Here is a 16,240-nt window from a genome sequence, read left to right as displayed (position 1 = left end):
ATCAGATCCCGGGGTTGTATTCGCTCGTCCACGTCTGGAGGTCCTGGACGAGGTAGTCCCACGCACCGGTGACCAGGAGCAGGCCCACGGCGACGAGCATGCCACCGCCGATCCGCATGACCCATGCGTAGTGTTTCTTGACCCAGCCGAAGGCGCCGAGCACCCGGCGGAAGGCCAGCGCGGCGACGATGAACGGCAGTCCGAGGCCGAGGCAGTAGGCGAACGTCAGCAGCGCTCCGCGCTCCTGGCTCGCGGCGGAGAAGGAGAGGGACTGCACGGACAACAGGGTGGGGCCGAGGCACGGCGTCCAGCCGACGCCGAAGCCGATGCCCAGCAGGGGAGCGCCCCACAGCCCCATCGAGGTCTTGACCCGGAAGCGGACGTCCCGCTGACCGAATCGGTTCAGCAGGCCCATGAAGATCAGGCCCATCACGATCATCACGATCCCGAGGACCACGGCGATCGTTTCCTTGTACTCCTGCAGCGTCCGGCCGGCATAGCCGAAGAGCGCCCCGGTCAGCACCAACGGGGCGCTGAACCCGAGGACGAACAGCGAGGAGCCGAGCAGCATCCGCCCCCGCTTCGCCTGCGCCAGGTCCGCGCCGCCGGCCCCCGTCATGTACGACAGGTAGCCCGGCACGAGCGGCAGGACGCACGGCGAGAAGAAGGAGACCAGTCCGCCGAGCAGCGCCACGGGCAGGGCCAGTATCAGCGCTCCGGAGAGCACGGTGTGGTTCATGCCGTCGGCGGCTGCGAGGGTGATCGACGCGGAGGTCACGGCGTCACTTCTCCGCGACCAGCGGGTCGAGGGTCTCGCGCAGCTCGTCCTCGTCCAGCGGCTTGATCGCCCGCGCGGCGATCTTCCCGTCGCGGTCGATGAAGACCGTGGACGGGATGGCCTGCGGGTTGAGGCTGCCCTTGGGGAAGCGGAGGATCAGCTTCCCTGCCGAGTCGAAGATGCTCGGGTACGGGACGTCGAACTGCTTCTCGAAGGCCTTGGCCGGGGCCGGGTCGGGGTCCCGGGTGTTCAGGCCGACGAACTCGACGCCCTTGTCCTTGTAGTCCCGGGCGACCTTCCCCAGGCCCTTCGCCTCGGCACGGCAGGGCGCGCACCACGAGCCCCACACGTTGAAGACGATGACCTTGCCCTTGAACTTCTCGGTGGCGTTGAGCTCCTCGCCCTGGAGCGTCTTGCCCGACAGCTCCGGAGCGTCCTGCCGGCCGGCCCTGTCCTTGACGACGGAGACCCCGCCCTGGCCCTGCACGAACTGGGTCTCACCGCCGCCGCCCGAAGTACCCCCGGAGCCACAGGCGCTCAGGGCCAGGGTGGCGAGGGCGGCACCGATGGCCGCAACAGAGTTACGACGTCGGTTTCGGTTGCGTCGGTTGGCGCGGCAGGCACTCATGTGAAAAGTTTCGCATGGCGATTTCCGGGATCTTGCGCGCCCCCCTTGCCCCGGACAACACCGGCGCTCAGCCGGCGGGCACCCACTTCTGCCCGACTTTCAGCCGCCGCAGCCGCTCCAGGACCGCCGGGTCCTGCGCGTCGAGCCAGTCGCACAGTTGCCGGAAGGAGACGAGCCGCACGTCGCCGCGCTTCTCGTCGGCGATGCGTTTGAGTGCCTCCTCGACGGCGTCCATGTAGATCCCCCCGTTCCACTGCTCGAAGTGGTTGCCGACGAAGAACGGCGCCCGGTTGGTCTCGTACGCGCGCCGGAACCCGGTCAGGTACGCCTCCGTGGCCTGCCGCCGCCAGCCGGGGTAGTGGACCGGCGGCGCCTTGGTGGAGTTGCGGGACTGGTTGGCGAGCAGGTTGTAGTCCATCGAGAGCAGCTCGAAGGAGCGCCCCGGAAGGGGTATCAGCTGCAGCGGGAAGTCCCAGACCCCCATCCGCTTCCGCGGCCAGACCTGGCGCGCGCCCGGGGAGCTGGCGTCGTACCGCCAGCCGAGCCGGGCCGCCGCGGGCAACAGGTTCTGCTGGCCGAGCAGACAGGGGGCACGGCCGCCGACGAGCTCCTTGCGGTAGTCGAAGGGCAGCGGTTCGAGGCCGGTGAAGCCGGTGTTCGTCCGCCACGAGGTGACGAAGGAGACGGCCTGCTCGATCTCCGACTCCCACTGCGCGGGCGTCCACCGGGCCACCGAGCGGGACCCGAGCAGAAGTGCCCGTTGAAGTGCGTGCCTATCTCGTGCCCCTCCAGCCACGCCTCGCGCACGTTCCGCAGCGTCTCGCGGATGTGCTCGTCGGAGAGGTAGCCGATGGCGGAGGCGCCGGGCCGGTTGTTGGGCGGCCGGTAGAGCGTCCTGCGGGACTCGGGCAGACAGTAGAGGCCGGTGAGGAAGAACGTCATCCGCGCGCCGTGGTCCACGGGCGAGCCTGCGGAAGCGCGGGAAGAGCCCGTTGCCGATCTCGCCCGCGCCGTCCCAGGAGAAGACGACGAACTGCGGCGGCCTCTGCCCGGTTCCAGCCGCTCGGGCGGCGGGGGCTGCAGGGGCTGCGACCCGCGTCCGCCGTCGAGCCGTCCCCGATCGGCCGGGCTCTGGCCATCGCCTTCGCCCGGACCACCACCGGGTCGGCCTCGGAGGAGAGCCCGCAGCCCGCGGCACCCAGGGCCAGCGCCGCGCCCAGGAGACTCCGCCGGCCTATGCCCGTGTCCCTCATGCGCGGTCTCCGCTCGTCGTCGCAGCGCCCCCGCCCTCCTGCCGTCCATCTAAGGCGACATCGGGGGCGGGGGCGCGTTGACGTACGGCGGAAGCGGGACGGCCGGGGGCGTCGGGGACGTCAGGCGCCGAACGCCTTGGACCCGCCCTTGACCGGCTTGGCGCCCGCCAGCAGATGGGCCGGGACCAGGTCCCGGGCCGGCTCGCTGTACCCGACCGAAACGATTTTGTCGCCGCGGTAGGTGAAGGTCGTCAGACTGGCCAGGGTGCACTGCCGCTTGCGCGGGTCGTGCCACAGCCGGCGCCGCTCGACGAAGCTGCGCACGATCCAGATCGGCAGCTGGTGGGCTGACGCACACCGCCTCGTGGCCGCGGGCCGCGTCCCGCGCCGCGTTCAGCGCGCCCATCATCCGCACGACCTGCTCGATGTACGGCTCGCCCCACGACGGACGGAACGGATTGGTCAGGTACTTCCAGTTGGCCGGCTTGCGCAGCGCGCCGTCGCCACGCCGAAGGTCTTGCCCTCGAAGACGTTCTCCGCCTCGATCAGCCGCCCGTCCGTCGCCAGGTCCAGCCCGTGCGTCTTGGCGATCGGCATCGCCGTCTCCTGCGCGCGCTCCAGCGGGGAGGCCACCACATGGGTGATGTCCCGCCCGGCCAGGTGCTCGGCCACCCGGTCGGCCATCTCCCGCCCCAGGTCGGACAGGTGGTAGCCGGGCCGGCGCCCGTAGAGCACGCCCTCCGGGTTGTGCACCTCGCCGTGCCGCATCAGATGGACGACGGTGATGTCCTGCTCGCTGCTGCTCACTTCGCCTCCTCCTCGGCCTCGGCCGCCGCCCGCGCCGCCGCCGGCAGCGCCGCCGCGATCCGCTCGATCGCCGCGTCGTCGTGGGCCGCCGAGACGAACCACGACTCGAAGGCCGACGGCGGCAGGTAGACGCCCTGCGCCAGCAGCGAGTGGAAGAACGCGGTGTAGCGGAACGACTGCTGCCCCTTGGCCAGTTCGTAGTCCGTCACCTCACGGTCGGTGAAGAAGACGGAGAACATGTTCCCCGCGACCTGGAGGCGGTGCGCCACCCCCTCCTTGGCCAGCGCCTCGGTCACCAGCGTGCGGACCTTGAGCGAGACCGCGTCCACCTTCTCGTACGCCGCGTCGTCCAGCAGCCGCAGCTGGGCCAGGCCCGCCGCCGTCGCGACCGGGTTACCGGAGAGCGTGCCGGCCTGGTAGACCGGGCCCGCCGGGGCCAGATGCGCCATGACGTCGGCGCGGCCGCCGAAGGCCGCCGCCGGGAAGCCGCCGCCCATGACCTTGCCGAAGGTCATCAGGTCCGGCGTGACGCCGTCGATGCCGTACCAGCCGGACTTCGAGACGCGGAAGCCGGTCATGACCTCGTCGGAGATGAACAGCGCGCCGTTCTTGGCACAGGCCTGCTTCAGCCCCTCGTTGAAGCCGGGGGCCGGCGGGACGACGCCCATGTTGCCCGGCGACGCCTCGGTGATCACACAGGCGATCTCGCCCGGGTAGCGGTGGAACGCCTCGTGCACCGACTCCAGGTCGTTGTACGGCAGGACGATGGTGTCGCCGGCCTGCGCGCCGGTGACGCCCGGGGTGTCCGGCAGGCCGAAGGTGGCCAGGCCGGAGCCGGCCGCGGCCAGCAGCGCGTCCACGTGCCCGTGGTAGCAGCCGGCGAACTTGATCACCTTGGAGCGGCCGGTGAAGCCGCGGGCGAGCCGGATCGCGGACATCGTCGCCTCGGTGCCGGAGGACACCAGGCGCACCTGCTCGACCGGGTCGACCCGGGCGACGATCTCCTCCGCGAGGGCGACCTCGCCCTCGCCGGGGGTGCCGAAGGACGTGCCGCGGGCGACGGCCTCCTGGACGGCCGCGATCACCTCGGGGTGGGCATGGCCGAGAATCATCGGCCCCCAGGAGCACACCAGGTCCACATACTCCCGGCCGTCCGCGTCGGTGAGGTACGGGCCGGTGCCGGAGACCATGAACCGGGGCGTTCCGCCCACGGCGCGGAACGCGCGCACCGGAGAGTTCACGCCACCGGGCGTCACGACCGCCGCGCGCTCGAAGAGCGTCTGGGACACTGGGGCTTCATATGGAAAAGGCACTCTGTTCCTGCCTGCGGATGACGTAGGGAGGGACGTCGTCGGCGACGGTGGCCGCGCGCCCCGGCTGGTGGGACCGGCTCGGCTGTGGGCCGGGTGTCAGCCCCCGCGCGTCTGGGACACTGGGGGCCGGGAGGGGTAGCTCACGCCACCCATGCTCTCAGAGCTCCGTGGGCACTCGTGTCCGGGCGTTTCGCGCGCTCTCGACGGGGGAGGTGTCTGAGACGATGATCGGGTTGCGCGGCGGGGGCTGTGCTGCGTAAAAAAGCGATCGGGTGGAGATATGCATCGCGGTGGCGGACTGGGCGAGGGCACCGACGACCTCGGCCCCGAGCGAGCCCGGCCGCCCCGCGGGGGTCGGCACCGGCGGAGGGAACAGCCCCGCACCGAGGGTCCCGAGCGGACCGGCGACGGCGGGGGCAACAGCGCGAGCAGGAGTGGCCGGATGGGGGTGACCTACAAGTACTTCGGGGCGCCCAACGGGGCCACGGCCGCGCGCGTGCCGATCTCCATGCGCCCCGAGGAGCTCGGCGGGGACGAACTGGGCATGGGCGGGATGTTCACCCGGATCAAGCCCGAGACGGTCGCCGCGATGGTCCTCACCGGCATCGAGGGCATACCCCTGCACAAGGTCCCCCCGCTCGAACTGGTCGTCCTCCACCCGGACTACGCCGTCGTCAAGCTCCCCATGACCGTGGTCGACCCGCTCCGCGGCATCGGCGAGGAGTCCGTGGGCGCCGCGGCGTTCATCTGGTCCACCGTCCCCGACCGGGGCGGCCCGCGCGACGCCTTCACGGTCTACCGCCTGCTCCACGAGTGGCAGGACTTCTCGCACCGGCTCCACGAGGCCGGCCACCAGCCGTACTGCCTGGTGTGGCCGTGACCGTCCTCCGCTCCGTCGCCCTCTTCCTGCTCGCCGCGGTCCTGGAGATCGGCGGCGCCTGGCTCGTCTGGCAGGGGGCCCGCGAGGGCCGGGGCTGGGCGTGGATCGGCGCGGGGATCGCCGCCCTCGGCGCATACGGCTTCGTCGCCACCCTCCAGTCCGACGCGCACTTCGGCCGGATCCTCGCGGCGTACGGCGGCGTCTTCGTCGCCGGCTCGCTGGCCTGGGGCATGGTCGCCGACGGGTACCGGCCGGACCGCTACGACGTGCTGGGTGCGCTGGTCTGCCTCGCCGGAGTAGGTTTGATCATGTACGCGCCACGCGGGCGTTAGGAGACCCCATGCACGGCACCACCCCCACCGCAGTGATCACCGGCGCGAGCAGCGGCATCGGCGCCGCCACGGCCCGCGGCCTGGCCGCCGCCGGCTACCGCGTCGTCCTCACCGCCCGCCGCAAGGACCGCATCGACGCCCTGGCCGCCGAGCTCACCGGGGCCGGACACCGGGCCGTCGCCTACGAACTCGACGTCACCGACCGCGCCGCGGTCGACGTCTTCGCCCTCTTCCTCGACGACCTCGGCCCCGTCGAGGTCCTGGTCAACAACGCGGGCGGAGCACTGGGCACCGACCCCGTCGCCACCGCGGACCCCGCCGACTGGCAGGCCATGTACGAGGTCAACGTCCTCGGCACGCTCCACGTGACCCAGGCGCTGCTCCCCCTGTGGAAGACCTCCCCCGGCACGGTCGTGATCGTCTCCTCCACCGCCGGCCTCGGCACGTACGAGGGCGGCGGCGGTTACGTCGCCGCCAAGCACGGCGCCCACGCCATGGCCGAGACCCTGCGCCTGGAGCTCAACGGCCTGCCGGTCCGCGTCATCGAGATCGCCCCCGGCATGGTCAGGACCGACGAGTTCGCCCTCAACCGCTTCCGCGGCGACGAGGACCGGGCCGCGGCCGTCTACGCGGGCGTCAGCGAACCGCTGACGGCCGAGGACGTCGCGGAGACGATCGCCTGGGCGGTCACCCGGCCGCCGCACGTCAACGTCGACCTGCTCGTTCTCCGCCCCCGGGCCCAGGCCAGCAACTACAAGGTGCACCGCGAGACTTCCGGGCGCTGACTCAGCCCTTCACGCACACCACCTGCTTCAGCTTCGCCACCACCTCGACGAGATCCCGCTGCTGCTCCATGACCTGCTCGATCGGCTTGTACGCGGCCGGGATCTCGTCCACGACCCCGCGGTCCTTGCGGCACTCGACGCCCCGCGTCTGATCGGCCAGGTCCCGCTCGGAGAAGCGCTTCTTCGCCTGGTTCCGGCTCATCCGCCGACCCGCCCCGTGCGAAGCCGAGTTGAACGACGCCTCGTTCCCCAGCCCGCGCACGATGTACGAACCCGTGCCCATCGAGCCCGGGATGATCCCGTACTCGCCGCCGCCCGCGCGGATCGCGCCCTTCCGCGTGACCAGCAGATCGACGCCCTCGTAGGTCTCCTCCGCCACGTAGTTGTGGTGGCAGGAGATGACCGGCTCGAACATCGGCCTGGCCTTCTTGAACTCCTTGCGGATCACGTCCTTGAGCAGGGCCATCATGATCTCGCGGTTGTGCCGCGCGTACTCCTGGGCCCAGAAGAGGTCGTGCCGGTAGGCGTCCATCTGCGGGGTGCCCGCGAGGAAGACGGCCAGGTCGCGGTCGACGATGTTCTGGTTGTGCGAGAGCTTGCGGGCCTCGCCGATGTGGTACTCGGCCAGCTCCTTGCCGATGTTGCGGGAGCCGGAGTGCAGCATCAGCCACACCGCGTCCGTCTCGTCGAGGCAGACCTCGACGAAGTGGTTTCCGCCCCCGAGCGTTCCCATCTGCTTCAGCGCCCGGCCCTGACGGAACTTGACCGCTTCCGCGACCCCGTCGAACCGCCCCCAGAAGTCGTCCCACCCCGCCGTCGGCAGCCCGTGCAGCCGGCGCGGGTCCACCGCGTCGTCGTGCATGGCGAAGCCGACGGGAATGGCGCGCTCGACCTCCGAGCGCAGCCGGGACAGGTCGCCCGGCAGGTCGTTCGCGGTCAGGGAGGTCTTCACCGCGGACATCCCGCAGCCGATGTCGACGCCCACCGCCGCCGGACACACCGCTCCGCGCATGGCGATCACGGAGCCGACGGTGGCCCCCTTGCCGAAGTGGACGTCGGGCATCACGGCGAGGCCCTCGATCCACGGCAGCGTCGCGACGTTGCGCAGTTGCTGCATGGCGACGTCCTCGACGGTGGCCGGATCCGCCCACATGCGGATCGGCACCCGGGCGCCCGGCAGCTCGGTGAACGACATGTCTTCCCCATTCCCCCAAGAGGTGAGTCAAAAAGTGCGATAGCGCAAAAAACGCAAAAGCCGGATCAATGCACTGATTCACGACAGCGGACCAGCGGTGCGGCGGCGCGTGCGGTACACATTGTGTCCAGCGGCCACCCAGCCGCAGCAACCAGTTTTCGCCCGGGAGCGGGCGGAAGGGAGCCTCGGAACAGTGCAGCGGAGGGCGTACGCACCGGCAGCCGCACTGGCCGCCGCCGTGCTCGCGGCCGGCCTCACGGGGTGCGGCGGGAGCTCGGGGGCCGGCGGCGGGGACGACGATCCCAAGCCGGGCACCGGCGGATCCGCGGCGCCCGCCGCCGAGCCCGGCAAGTACCACAGCCTCCCCGAGCCCTGCGGCTACGTGGGCCGCGACATTCTGCGGCGCCTGCTCCCCGGGGTCGACGAGGGCTCCGAGGAGGACGCCGAGAAGGCGTACAAGGGCCAGGCCACCCTCACCTACGACGCGGACCGCCGCATCGGCTGCCGCTGGAAAACCCCGGACGACACCCGCCACCTCTCGGTCGACTTCGAGCGGGTCGTCTCGTACCAGGCGGGGGTCAGCGACGAGGACCGGGCGCAGGAGCTGTACAAGGAGCGGGCCGAAGCGGCCCACATCCCGGCCTCCTCCTCGTCCGCCCCCTCCGGCGCGCCGCCCTCCTCGTCCCCGCCGGACGCCAAGAGCACCAAGAACGCCAAGGACACAGGGGCCAAGGACGCCAAGGACAAGGCCGGGAAGAACGAGCCGAAGACGACGGGCGCGTCCTCCCGTCCCGCCGGCACGGCCTCGCCCTCCGCCCCCGCCCCGCCCTCGAACGGGCCGGAGCTGGGCTCACGGGTCCTGGACGACGTGGGCGACGACGCGTACATCGACGACAGGCTGGTCTCCGGCGGCACGGACGTGCACCGGGACGTCACCATCGTCTTCCGCTCGGCGAACGTGCTGGTCACCATCGCGTACTCGCAGGGCAGCGCCGACCGGCAGCACGTGCCCGGCAGCCAGGACCTCCAGGGCAAGGCGCACGGCCTGGCCCGGGAGATCGACGCCGGTCACTTCGGCAACTAGCCCGGCGAGTACCCCCTCCATTCCGGCCGGGCCGCGTACCGTGCGAGGAGATCCCTGTCCGGCCCCGCACCGATTGAGCGAAGGACCCATGCACCGACCCACAGCCCCGCGACTCGCCCGAATCCTCGCCTGCGCCGCCGTACCGATGGTGCTCGTCGCCGGCTGCTCCGGTTCGGGGGGCGGGAAGAAGAGCGAGAGCACGCCGTCCGCGTCGGTCACGGCGAAGCCCTCGGCCACCCCGACGCTGGCCGCGGCGAAGTACCCGAAGCTGCCCGACACCTGCAAGGCGCTCCCGGCCAAGACGGTCGAGGACCTGGTGCCGAAGGTGAAGGACAAGGCGGGCAAGGCGCTCACCGGCAGCTGCTTCTGGTGGGGCCTGAACGACGAGAAGGCCGACGACATCCAGTACCGCGACCTGAACCTCCAGTACAACGGCCTGAGTTCGGAGCCGGCCCTGGGCTCGGCGGACAAGCGGGCCCAGGAGTTCGCCGAGCAGCAGGTCAAGAAGGCCATGGCGGAGGACTCCCCGAAGGACGTCAAGAACCAGGCGGCGAGCGGCATCGGCGACTGGGCGTCCACGGTGACCACGACGACCACCAAGAAGGGCGTCGAGTACCACAACGCGACGATCATCGCCCGGACGGCCAACGTGGTGATCACCCTGAAGTACAGCGGCGCGGGCCTGGAGGGCGCGAAGGCTCCCGACGTCTCCGACCTGGTGAAGGACGCGCAGGGCGCGGCCAAGGAAGCGGTGACGGCGGTGGCCGCGGCCAACAAGAAGTAGCGCGTCCGGTCATGCGGAAGGGCCCGCCTCCCCCCGAGGGGAAGCGGGCCCTTCGCACGCGTGGCGTCAGGCGCTCAGGAGCTTGCGCACCCGGTCCGCCCCCACCGCGAGCAGCAGCGTGGGCAGGCGCGGGCCGGTGTCGCGGCCGACGAGGAGCTGGTAGAGCAGCGCGAAGAAGGAGCGCTGGGCGACCTTGAGCTCGGGGGTCGGCTTGGCCTCCGGGTCCAGACCGGCCTGGATCTTGGGCACGCCGTAGACCAGGGTGGTCAGGCCGTCGAGCGACCAGTGCGTCTCCAGCCCGTCGAGCAGCAGCCGCAGGGACTCGCGGGCCTGCTCGTCGAGCGCGGCGAGGGCCTCGGCGTCGGGCTCCTCGCGGACGATGGTGCGCTGCTCGGCCGGGACCTGGGTGTTGATCCAGTGCTCGGCGCGGTCCAGGCGCGGACGGGTCTCCTCCAGCGAGGTGACCGGGTTCTCCGGGTCCAGGTCGGCGAGGATGCGCAGGGTCTGCTCGTCGTGGCCGGCGGTGATGTCGACGACCGAGGCGAGCGTGCGGTACGGCAGCGGGCGGGGCGTGCGGGCCAGCTCGCCGGCGGCGGTGCGGGCGGCGCGGGAGTGCGCGGCGGCGTCGGCCGGCAGCGCGGTGCCCTCGGCGACCTTGGCCTCCAGCTTGTCCCACTCGTCGTAGAGCCGCTGGATCTCCTGGTCGAAGGCGATCTTGAAGGACTGGTTGGGCTTGCGGCGGGCGTACAGCCAGCGCAGCAGCGGCGCCTCCATGATCTTCAGCGCGTCGCCCGGGGTCGGGACCCCGCCCTTCGACGACGACATCTTGGCCATGCCGCTGATGCCGACGAAGGCGTACATCGGGCCGATCGGCTGCTCGCCGCCGAAGACCTTGCGGACGATCTGCCCGCCGACGACGAACGAGGAGCCGGGCGAGGAGTGGTCGACGCCGGACGGCTCGAAGATCACGCCCTCGTACGCCCAGCGCATCGGCCAGTCGACCTTCCAGACCAGCTTGCCGCGGTTGAACTCGCTCAGCAGGACGGTCTCGGAGTGGCCGCAGACGCAGGTGTAGGCGAGCTCGGTGGTCGCGTCGTCGTACGCCGTGGACGGTGGTGAGGTCGCGCTCGCAGGCGCCGCAGTACGGCTTGTACGGGAAGTACGCGCCGCCCGCGCTGCCGTCGTCCTCGGCGGCCGCGCCGGAACCCTCGGCGGCCTCCAGCTCGGCTGCGTCCAAAGCGGCATCCGGCTTCTGCTGCTGCTTCTTCGGCTTGCCGGTCGCCTTGTCCTTCGTCCGGTACTGGTCGAGGATCGCGTCGATGTCGCCGCGGTGCTTCATCGCGTGCAGGACCTGCTCGCGGTAGACGCCCGAGGCTGTACTGCTCGGTCTGGCTGATCGGGTCGTACTCGATGCCCAGCTCGGCCAGCGCCTCGACCATGGCGGCCTTGAAGTGCTCGGCCCAGTTCGGGTACGCGGAGCCGGCCGGGGCCGGGACGGAGGTCAGCGGCTTGCCGATGTGCTCGGCCCACGACTCGTCGATACCGGGGACGCCGGCCGGGACCTTGCGGTAGCGGTCGTAGTCGTCCCAGGAGATCAGGTGCCGGACCTGGTGGCCGCGGCGCCGGATCTCGTCGGCGACCAGGTGCGGGGTCATGACCTCGCGAAGGTTGCCCAGGTGGATCGGGCCGGACGGCGACAGGCCGGAGGCGACGACGATCGGTTTGCCGGGGGCGCGGCGCTCGCCCTCGGCGATGACCTCGTCGGCGAAACGGGAGACCCAGTCGGCCTCGGTGCTCTGAGCCTGTGCCACGGCACTTCCTTCCATACAGGTCTGGCATGACCATTGTCCCAGACGGCGCGGGGGGCCACCTGGTTGCCCGTCGGGGACGAAAACGGCTCGGGAGCCGTGATAGCCGCGTGGGATACTCGGTGGGCACCGAAAAACTGCCGCCTACCGGAATGGCACGCACCCCATGGCTCTGGTCCCCTCGCTCGCTTCCACCCTCCACCAGCGCATCGCGGACGCGCTCTCGGCAGCCCTGCCGGAGGCCGGCGCCGCCGACCCGCTGCTGCGACGGAGCGACCGGGCGGACTTCCAGGCCAACGGGATGCTGGCGCTGGCGAAGAAGCTCAAGGGCAATCCGCGCGAGCTGGCCGGCAAGGTCGTCGAGCAGCTCCCGGCGGGCGATCTGATCGCGGACGTCGAGGTCTCCGGCCCCGGCTTCCTCAACATCACGGTCGCCGACGCGGCGATCACGAAGACGCTGGCCGCGCGCGCCGCGGACGACCGGCTGGGCGTCCCCGTCAAGGAGCACCCCGGCACCACCGTCATCGACTGGGCCCAGCCGAACGTGGCCAAGGAGATGCACGTCGGCCACCTGCGGAACTCGGTCATCGGCAACTCGGTCCTCAAGATCCTGGAGTTCACCGGCGAGAAGGTGATCAGCCGCCACCACATCGGCGACTGGGGCACCCAGTTCGGCATGCTCATCCAGTACCTGATCGAGCACCCGCACGAGCTGGACCACAAGGCCGAGGGGGAGGTCTCCGGCGAGGAGGCCATGTCCAACCTCAACCGGCTCTACAAGGCGTCCCGCGCGCTCTTCGACTCCGACGACGAGTTCAAGGCCCGCGCCCGGCGCCGGGTGGTGGACCTCCAGGCGGGCGACGAGGAGACGCTGGCGCTCTGGCAGCGATTCGTGGACGAGTCGAAGATCTACTTCTACTCGGTCTTCGACAAGCTCGACGTGGAGATCCGCGACGAGGACATCGTCGGCGAGTCCGGCTACAACGACATGCTCGCCGAGACCTGCCGCATGCTGGAGGAGTCCGGCGTCGCGGTCCGCTCCGAGGGCGCGCTCTGCGTCTTCTTCGACGACGTCAAGGGCCCGGAGGGCAACCCGGTCCCGCTGATCGTGCAGAAGTCGGACGGCGGCTTCGGCTACGCGGCCACCGACCTGTCCGCGATCCGCGACCGCGTCTTCAACCTCAAGGCCGACACCCTGCTGTACGTGGTGGACGTCCGGCAGTCCCTGCACTTCAAGATGGTCTTCGAGACCGCCCGCCGGGCCGGCTGGCTGACCGACGACGTCAAGGCCGTGCAGCTGGGCTTCGGCACCGTGCTGGGCAAGGACGGCAAGCCGTTCAAGACCCGCGAGGGCGAGACGGTCCGCCTGGTGGACCTGCTCGACGAGGCGATCGACCGGGCCTCGGCGATCGTCCGCGAGAAGGCCCGGGACCTCGGCGAGGAGGAGATCGCCGAGCGCGGCGCCCAGGTCGGCATCGGCGCGGTGAAGTACGCGGACCTGTCCACCTCGGCGGCCCGCGACTACAAGTTCGACCTGGACCAGATGGTCTCGCTCAACGGCGACACGTCCGTCTACCTCCAGTACGCGTACGCCCGGATCCAGTCGATCCTGCGCAAGGCCCGCGAGGCCGGTGAGTCCGGGCCCGTGGCGCACCCGGAGCTCGCGCTGGCCCCGGCCGAGCGGGCGCTGGGCCTGCACCTCGACCAGTTCGCCGCGACGGTGGCGGAGGCCGCCGCGGAGTACGCGCCGCACAAGCTGGCCGGCTATCTGTACCAGCTGGCCTCGCTGTACACCGCCTTCTACGACCAGTGCCCGGTGCTCAAGGCCGAGTCCCCGGAGCTGGTGGAGAACCGCCTCTTCCTCTGCGGCCTCACCGCCCGCACGCTGAGCCAGGGCATGGCCCTGCTGGGCATCCGCACCCCCGAGCGGCTGTAGTCAGCGGGCCGCGGCCGCCCCGGCCCCCAGCTCGAACCAGATCAACTTCCCCACGAGCCCCTGGGGTTGGTCGCGCAGCGCGAACCCGCCCCAGCTGTCCGCACACCGCTGGACGAGGCCGAGCCCCCTGCCGCGCTCGGCCTCGTCGTCCGGCCCGTGCGCCGACGGCACGCGGTCGAGCACGGGCAGCCGCGGATTGGTGTCCCACACCGCGACCCGCACCCGGTCCCCCTCCCGCCGCACCCGCACCGAGGCGGGCCCGTCGGAGTACCGGTAGGCGTTGGTGACCAGCTCCGACGTCAACAGCTCGGCCGTATCGGCCAGTTCGAGGAACCCGTGCTCCTCGAAGATGGTGCGCAGAGTGCGCCGGGCGATGCACGGCGCCATGGGGTCGGAGGGAACCTGGAGCGTGTACTCCCAGAACTCGATCGGCGAGTAGCGGCGCTCGGGCCTCCATGGAACTCATAGCACGCCTCCGTAGAGTGAGCTGTCTGCCACGCACGGTAGTCATGTTCGGTTTGCCCGTGCCAGGACTGCCCGGATTCGACGAGAGACGACCTATGTGGGTGACACGGGAGGTTTAAACGGGCGCGGTGGGTGCGCCCGGGGGGAGTTTGCCCCGGTCCCGCCCTTTCACCGTTTCTCACCGCGCTCCGCGCGGGCTGTCCTCAAGCGCCGGACGGGCTGACATTCAGCCCGTCCGGCGCTTGAGGACTTCGCCCGAAGGGCGAATGGGGTCCGGGGTCTCCCCGGAAGAAACGGTGAAAGGGCGGGGCGGGGAGAGGAAAACCCTCAGCGCAGCCGCTGCGCGACCTCCGTCGCCCAGTACGTCAGAATCATGTTCGCACCGGCCCGCTTGATGCTCGTCAGCGTCTCCAGAATCGCCGCATCCCGGTCGATCCAGCCATTCGCCGCCGCCGCCTCGACCATCGCGTACTCACCCGAGATCTGATACGCCGCCACCGGCACGTCCACCGACTCCGCCACCCGATGGAGCACATCGAGGTACGGAAGCGCCGGCTTCACCATCACCATGTCCGCGCCCTCCGCGAGGTCGAGCGCCAACTCCCGCAGGGATTCCCGGGCGTTGGCCGGGTCCTGCTGGTACGTCTTGCGGTCGCCCTGCAGCGACGAGGCCACCGCCTCGCGGAACGGCCCGTAGAACGCAGACGAATACTTCGCCGTGTAGGCGAGGATGGACACGTCCTGATGCCCGGCCGCGTCCAACGCGGCGCGGACGACGCCGACCTGACCGTCCATCATCCCGCTCGGGCCCACGACATGGACACCGGCGTCGGCCTGGACGCGCGCCATCTCCGCGTACCGCTCCAGCGTCGCGTCGTTGTCGACCCGGCCCGCCGCGTCGAGGACGCCGCAGTGCCCATGATCCGTGAACTCGTCCAGGCACAGGTCGGACATGACGATGAGCTCGTCCCCGACCTCGGCCTTCACGTCGCGGATCGCGACCTGGAGGATGCCGTCCGGGTCCGTCCCGGCGCTGCCGAGCGCGTCCTTGTGCTCGGGCACGCCGAAGAGCATGATCCCGCCGACCCCGGCCTCGACCGCCTCGACGGCGGCCTTGCGCAGCGTGTCCCGCGTGTGCTGGACGACGCCCGGCATCGAGGAGACCGGCACCGGCTCGGCGATGCCCTCCCGCACGAAGGCGGGGAGGATCAACTCGGCCGGGTGCAGCCGGTGTTCGGCGACCATGCGGCGCATGGCCGGGGTGGTCCGCAGCCGCCGCGGACGGCCGGCCGGAAAAGATCCGTACGTGCTCAACTCCGTGCCCTTCTACGCGATCCGGGCCGTCGCTCGCTCGGGCGCGTGACCGGGTCCCCGGCCTCGATCGCGGCGTCGCGCCGCGCGGCCCCGAACTCCGCGAGCGCCTCGGCGAGCTTGTGCACCGAGGGCTCGGGCGACAGCACGTCCACCCGCAGGCCGTGCTCCTCCGCGGTCTTCGCGGTGGCGGGGCCGATGCAGGCGATGACGGTGACATTGTGCGGCTTGCCGGCGATGCCGACCAGGTTCCGCACGGTGGACGAGGACGTGAAGAGCACGGCGTCGAAGCCGCCGCCCTTGATCGCCTCGCGGGTCTCGGCCGGCGGCGGCGAGGCGCGCACGGTCCGGTAGGCCGTGACGTCGTCCACCTCCCAGCCCAGCTCGATCAGACCGGCCACCAGAGTCTCGGTGGCGATGTCGGCACGCGGCAGGAAGACGCGGTCGATCGGGTCGAAGACCGGGTCGTAGGGCGGCCAGTCCTCCAGCAGCCCGGCGGCCGACTGCTCGCCGCTCGGCACCAGGTCCGGCTTGACGCCGAACTCGATCAGCGACTTCGCGGTCTGCTCGCCGACGGCCGCGACCTTGATGCCGGCGAACGCCCGCGCGTCGAGCCCGTACTCCTCGAACTTCTCGCGCACGGCCTTGACCGCGTTCACGGAGGTGAAGGCGATCCACTCGTAGCGGCCGGTGACCAGGCCCTTGACCGCGCGCTCCATCTGCTGCGGGGTGCGCGGCGGTTCGACGGCGATGGTGGGCACCTCGTGCGGCACGGCGCCGTAGGAGCGGAGCTGGTCGGAGAGCGAGGCGGCCTGCTCCCCCACCCCCCTTGGTGCGAGGCCACGAGCGGCACGTTCCACGCACCGGATAGATGGCCCCCG

The 16,240-nt window shown here is 71.1% G+C and carries 13 protein-coding genes and 3 pseudogenes; 6 read left to right on the top strand and 10 right to left on the bottom strand.

Annotated features, from left to right (window positions below; genetic code table 11):
- Position 1 precedes the first annotated feature (1 nt).
- The 5 genes and pseudogenes from ABD794_RS18290 to hemL form a co-directional block, all read right to left on the bottom strand.
- Positions 2-739, bottom strand: coding sequence for a cytochrome c biogenesis CcdA family protein (locus ABD794_RS18290; RefSeq protein ID WP_344964696.1), 738 nt, complete (start codon positions 737-739; stop codon positions 2-4).
- A 43-nt stretch (positions 740-782) separates the two neighbouring features.
- Complete coding sequence (locus ABD794_RS18285; RefSeq protein WP_344964671.1) at positions 783-1,406, bottom strand: TlpA family protein disulfide reductase; 624 nt, start codon at positions 1,404-1,406, stop codon at positions 783-785.
- A gap of 67 nt (positions 1,407-1,473) precedes the next feature.
- Positions 1,474-2,659 (bottom strand): annotated as a pseudogene (locus tag ABD794_RS18280) (polysaccharide deacetylase family protein).
- 120 nt (positions 2,660-2,779) lie between these two features.
- Positions 2,780-3,427 (bottom strand): annotated as a pseudogene (locus ABD794_RS18275) (histidine phosphatase family protein).
- 35 nt (positions 3,428-3,462) lie between these two features.
- Complete coding sequence (gene hemL, locus ABD794_RS18270) at positions 3,463-4,779, bottom strand: glutamate-1-semialdehyde 2,1-aminomutase (protein ID WP_344964668.1); 1,317 nt, start codon at positions 4,777-4,779, stop codon at positions 3,463-3,465.
- 280 nt (positions 4,780-5,059) lie between these two features.
- Here hemL and ABD794_RS18265 point away from each other — a divergent pair, with 280 nt between their 5' ends.
- The 3 genes from ABD794_RS18265 to ABD794_RS18255 are packed head-to-tail and all read left to right on the top strand — an operon-like array spanning position 5,060 to position 6,776.
- Entirely contained in the window at positions 5,060-5,659 is a 600-nt protein-coding gene (locus ABD794_RS18265; RefSeq protein ID WP_344964666.1) for a hypothetical protein, read from the top strand.
- The gene (locus ABD794_RS18260; protein WP_344964663.1) at positions 5,656-5,991 is read left to right on the top strand and encodes a YnfA family protein; all 336 of its coding nucleotides are present in this window, start codon (positions 5,656-5,658) and stop codon (positions 5,989-5,991) included. Before ABD794_RS18265 ends, ABD794_RS18260 begins: the two co-directional genes overlap by 4 nt.
- Positions 5,992-5,999: 8 nt before the next feature.
- Positions 6,000-6,776 carry an SDR family oxidoreductase gene (locus tag ABD794_RS18255; RefSeq protein ID WP_344964661.1) on the top strand — a complete coding sequence of 259 codons (777 nt, stop codon included), beginning with the start codon at positions 6,000-6,002 and terminating at the stop codon, positions 6,774-6,776.
- A gap of 1 nt (position 6,777) precedes the next feature.
- On the opposite strand, the gene ABD794_RS18250 is transcribed toward ABD794_RS18255, so the two are convergent.
- Positions 6,778-7,971: an RtcB family protein gene (locus tag ABD794_RS18250; protein ID WP_344964658.1), complete on the bottom strand. Its 1,194-nt coding sequence runs from the start codon at positions 7,969-7,971 to the stop codon at positions 6,778-6,780.
- 193 nt (positions 7,972-8,164) lie between these two features.
- On the opposite strand from ABD794_RS18250, the gene ABD794_RS18245 reads away from it, so the two are divergent.
- Together ABD794_RS18245 and ABD794_RS18240 are read left to right on the top strand one after the other, a co-directional pair.
- Entirely contained in the window at positions 8,165-9,055 is an 891-nt protein-coding gene (locus ABD794_RS18245) for a hypothetical protein (RefSeq protein ID WP_344964656.1), read from the top strand.
- Positions 9,056-9,143: 88 nt separating this feature from the next.
- Positions 9,144-9,839, top strand: coding sequence for a hypothetical protein (locus ABD794_RS18240; RefSeq protein ID WP_344964654.1), 696 nt, complete (start codon positions 9,144-9,146; stop codon positions 9,837-9,839).
- A gap of 66 nt (positions 9,840-9,905) precedes the next feature.
- Here ABD794_RS18240 and lysS read toward each other — a convergent pair.
- Positions 9,906-11,665: pseudogene (gene lysS / locus ABD794_RS18235) on the bottom strand (lysine--tRNA ligase).
- Positions 11,666-11,813: 148 nt separating this feature from the next.
- On the opposite strand from lysS, the gene argS reads away from it, so the two are divergent.
- Complete coding sequence (gene argS, locus ABD794_RS18230; RefSeq protein WP_344964652.1) at positions 11,814-13,583, top strand: arginine--tRNA ligase; 1,770 nt, start codon at positions 11,814-11,816, stop codon at positions 13,581-13,583.
- Here argS and ABD794_RS18225 read toward each other — a convergent pair whose 3' ends face one another.
- From ABD794_RS18225 to ABD794_RS18215, 3 genes are all read right to left on the bottom strand, one after another.
- Positions 13,584-13,970: an ATP-binding protein gene (locus ABD794_RS18225; RefSeq protein ID WP_344964650.1), complete on the bottom strand. Its 387-nt coding sequence runs from the start codon at positions 13,968-13,970 to the stop codon at positions 13,584-13,586.
- A gap of 405 nt (positions 13,971-14,375) precedes the next feature.
- Positions 14,376-15,362: a porphobilinogen synthase gene (gene hemB / locus ABD794_RS18220; RefSeq protein ID WP_344964648.1), complete on the bottom strand. Its 987-nt coding sequence runs from the start codon at positions 15,360-15,362 to the stop codon at positions 14,376-14,378.
- Positions 15,359-16,240, bottom strand: an 882-nt coding sequence (locus tag ABD794_RS18215) for a uroporphyrinogen-III synthase (RefSeq protein ID WP_425586065.1), incomplete at its 5' end; no start/stop codon positions are given. The genes ABD794_RS18215 and hemB, both read right to left, overlap by 4 nt.

It is taken from the genome of Streptomyces thioluteus, from assembly GCF_039535865.1.
This window is presented reverse-complemented; position numbering and strand designations above follow the sequence as displayed.

Bases quoted from the DNA above. Each gene is read 5' to 3' on its own strand.
- ABD794_RS18225 (WP_344964650.1), bottom strand. From the start codon at position 13,970: ATGGCGCCGTGCATCGCCCGGCGCACTCTGCGCACCATCTTCGAGGAG.
- ABD794_RS18250 (WP_344964658.1), bottom strand. From the start codon at position 7,971: ATGTCGTTCACCGAGCTGCCGGGCGCCCGGGTGCCGATCCGCATGTGG.
- ABD794_RS18240 (WP_344964654.1), top strand. From the start codon at position 9,144: ATGCACCGACCCACAGCCCCGCGACTCGCCCGAATCCTCGCCTGCGCC.
- ABD794_RS18265 (WP_344964666.1), top strand. From the start codon at position 5,060: ATGCATCGCGGTGGCGGACTGGGCGAGGGCACCGACGACCTCGGCCCC.
- argS (WP_344964652.1), top strand. From the start codon at position 11,814: ATGGCTCTGGTCCCCTCGCTCGCTTCCACCCTCCACCAGCGCATCGCG.
- ABD794_RS18285 (WP_344964671.1), bottom strand. From the start codon at position 1,406: ATGAGTGCCTGCCGCGCCAACCGACGCAACCGAAACCGACGTCGTAAC.
- ABD794_RS18290 (WP_344964696.1), bottom strand. From the start codon at position 739: ATGAACCACACCGTGCTCTCCGGAGCGCTGATACTGGCCCTGCCCGTG.
- ABD794_RS18255 (WP_344964661.1), top strand. From the start codon at position 6,000: ATGCACGGCACCACCCCCACCGCAGTGATCACCGGCGCGAGCAGCGGC.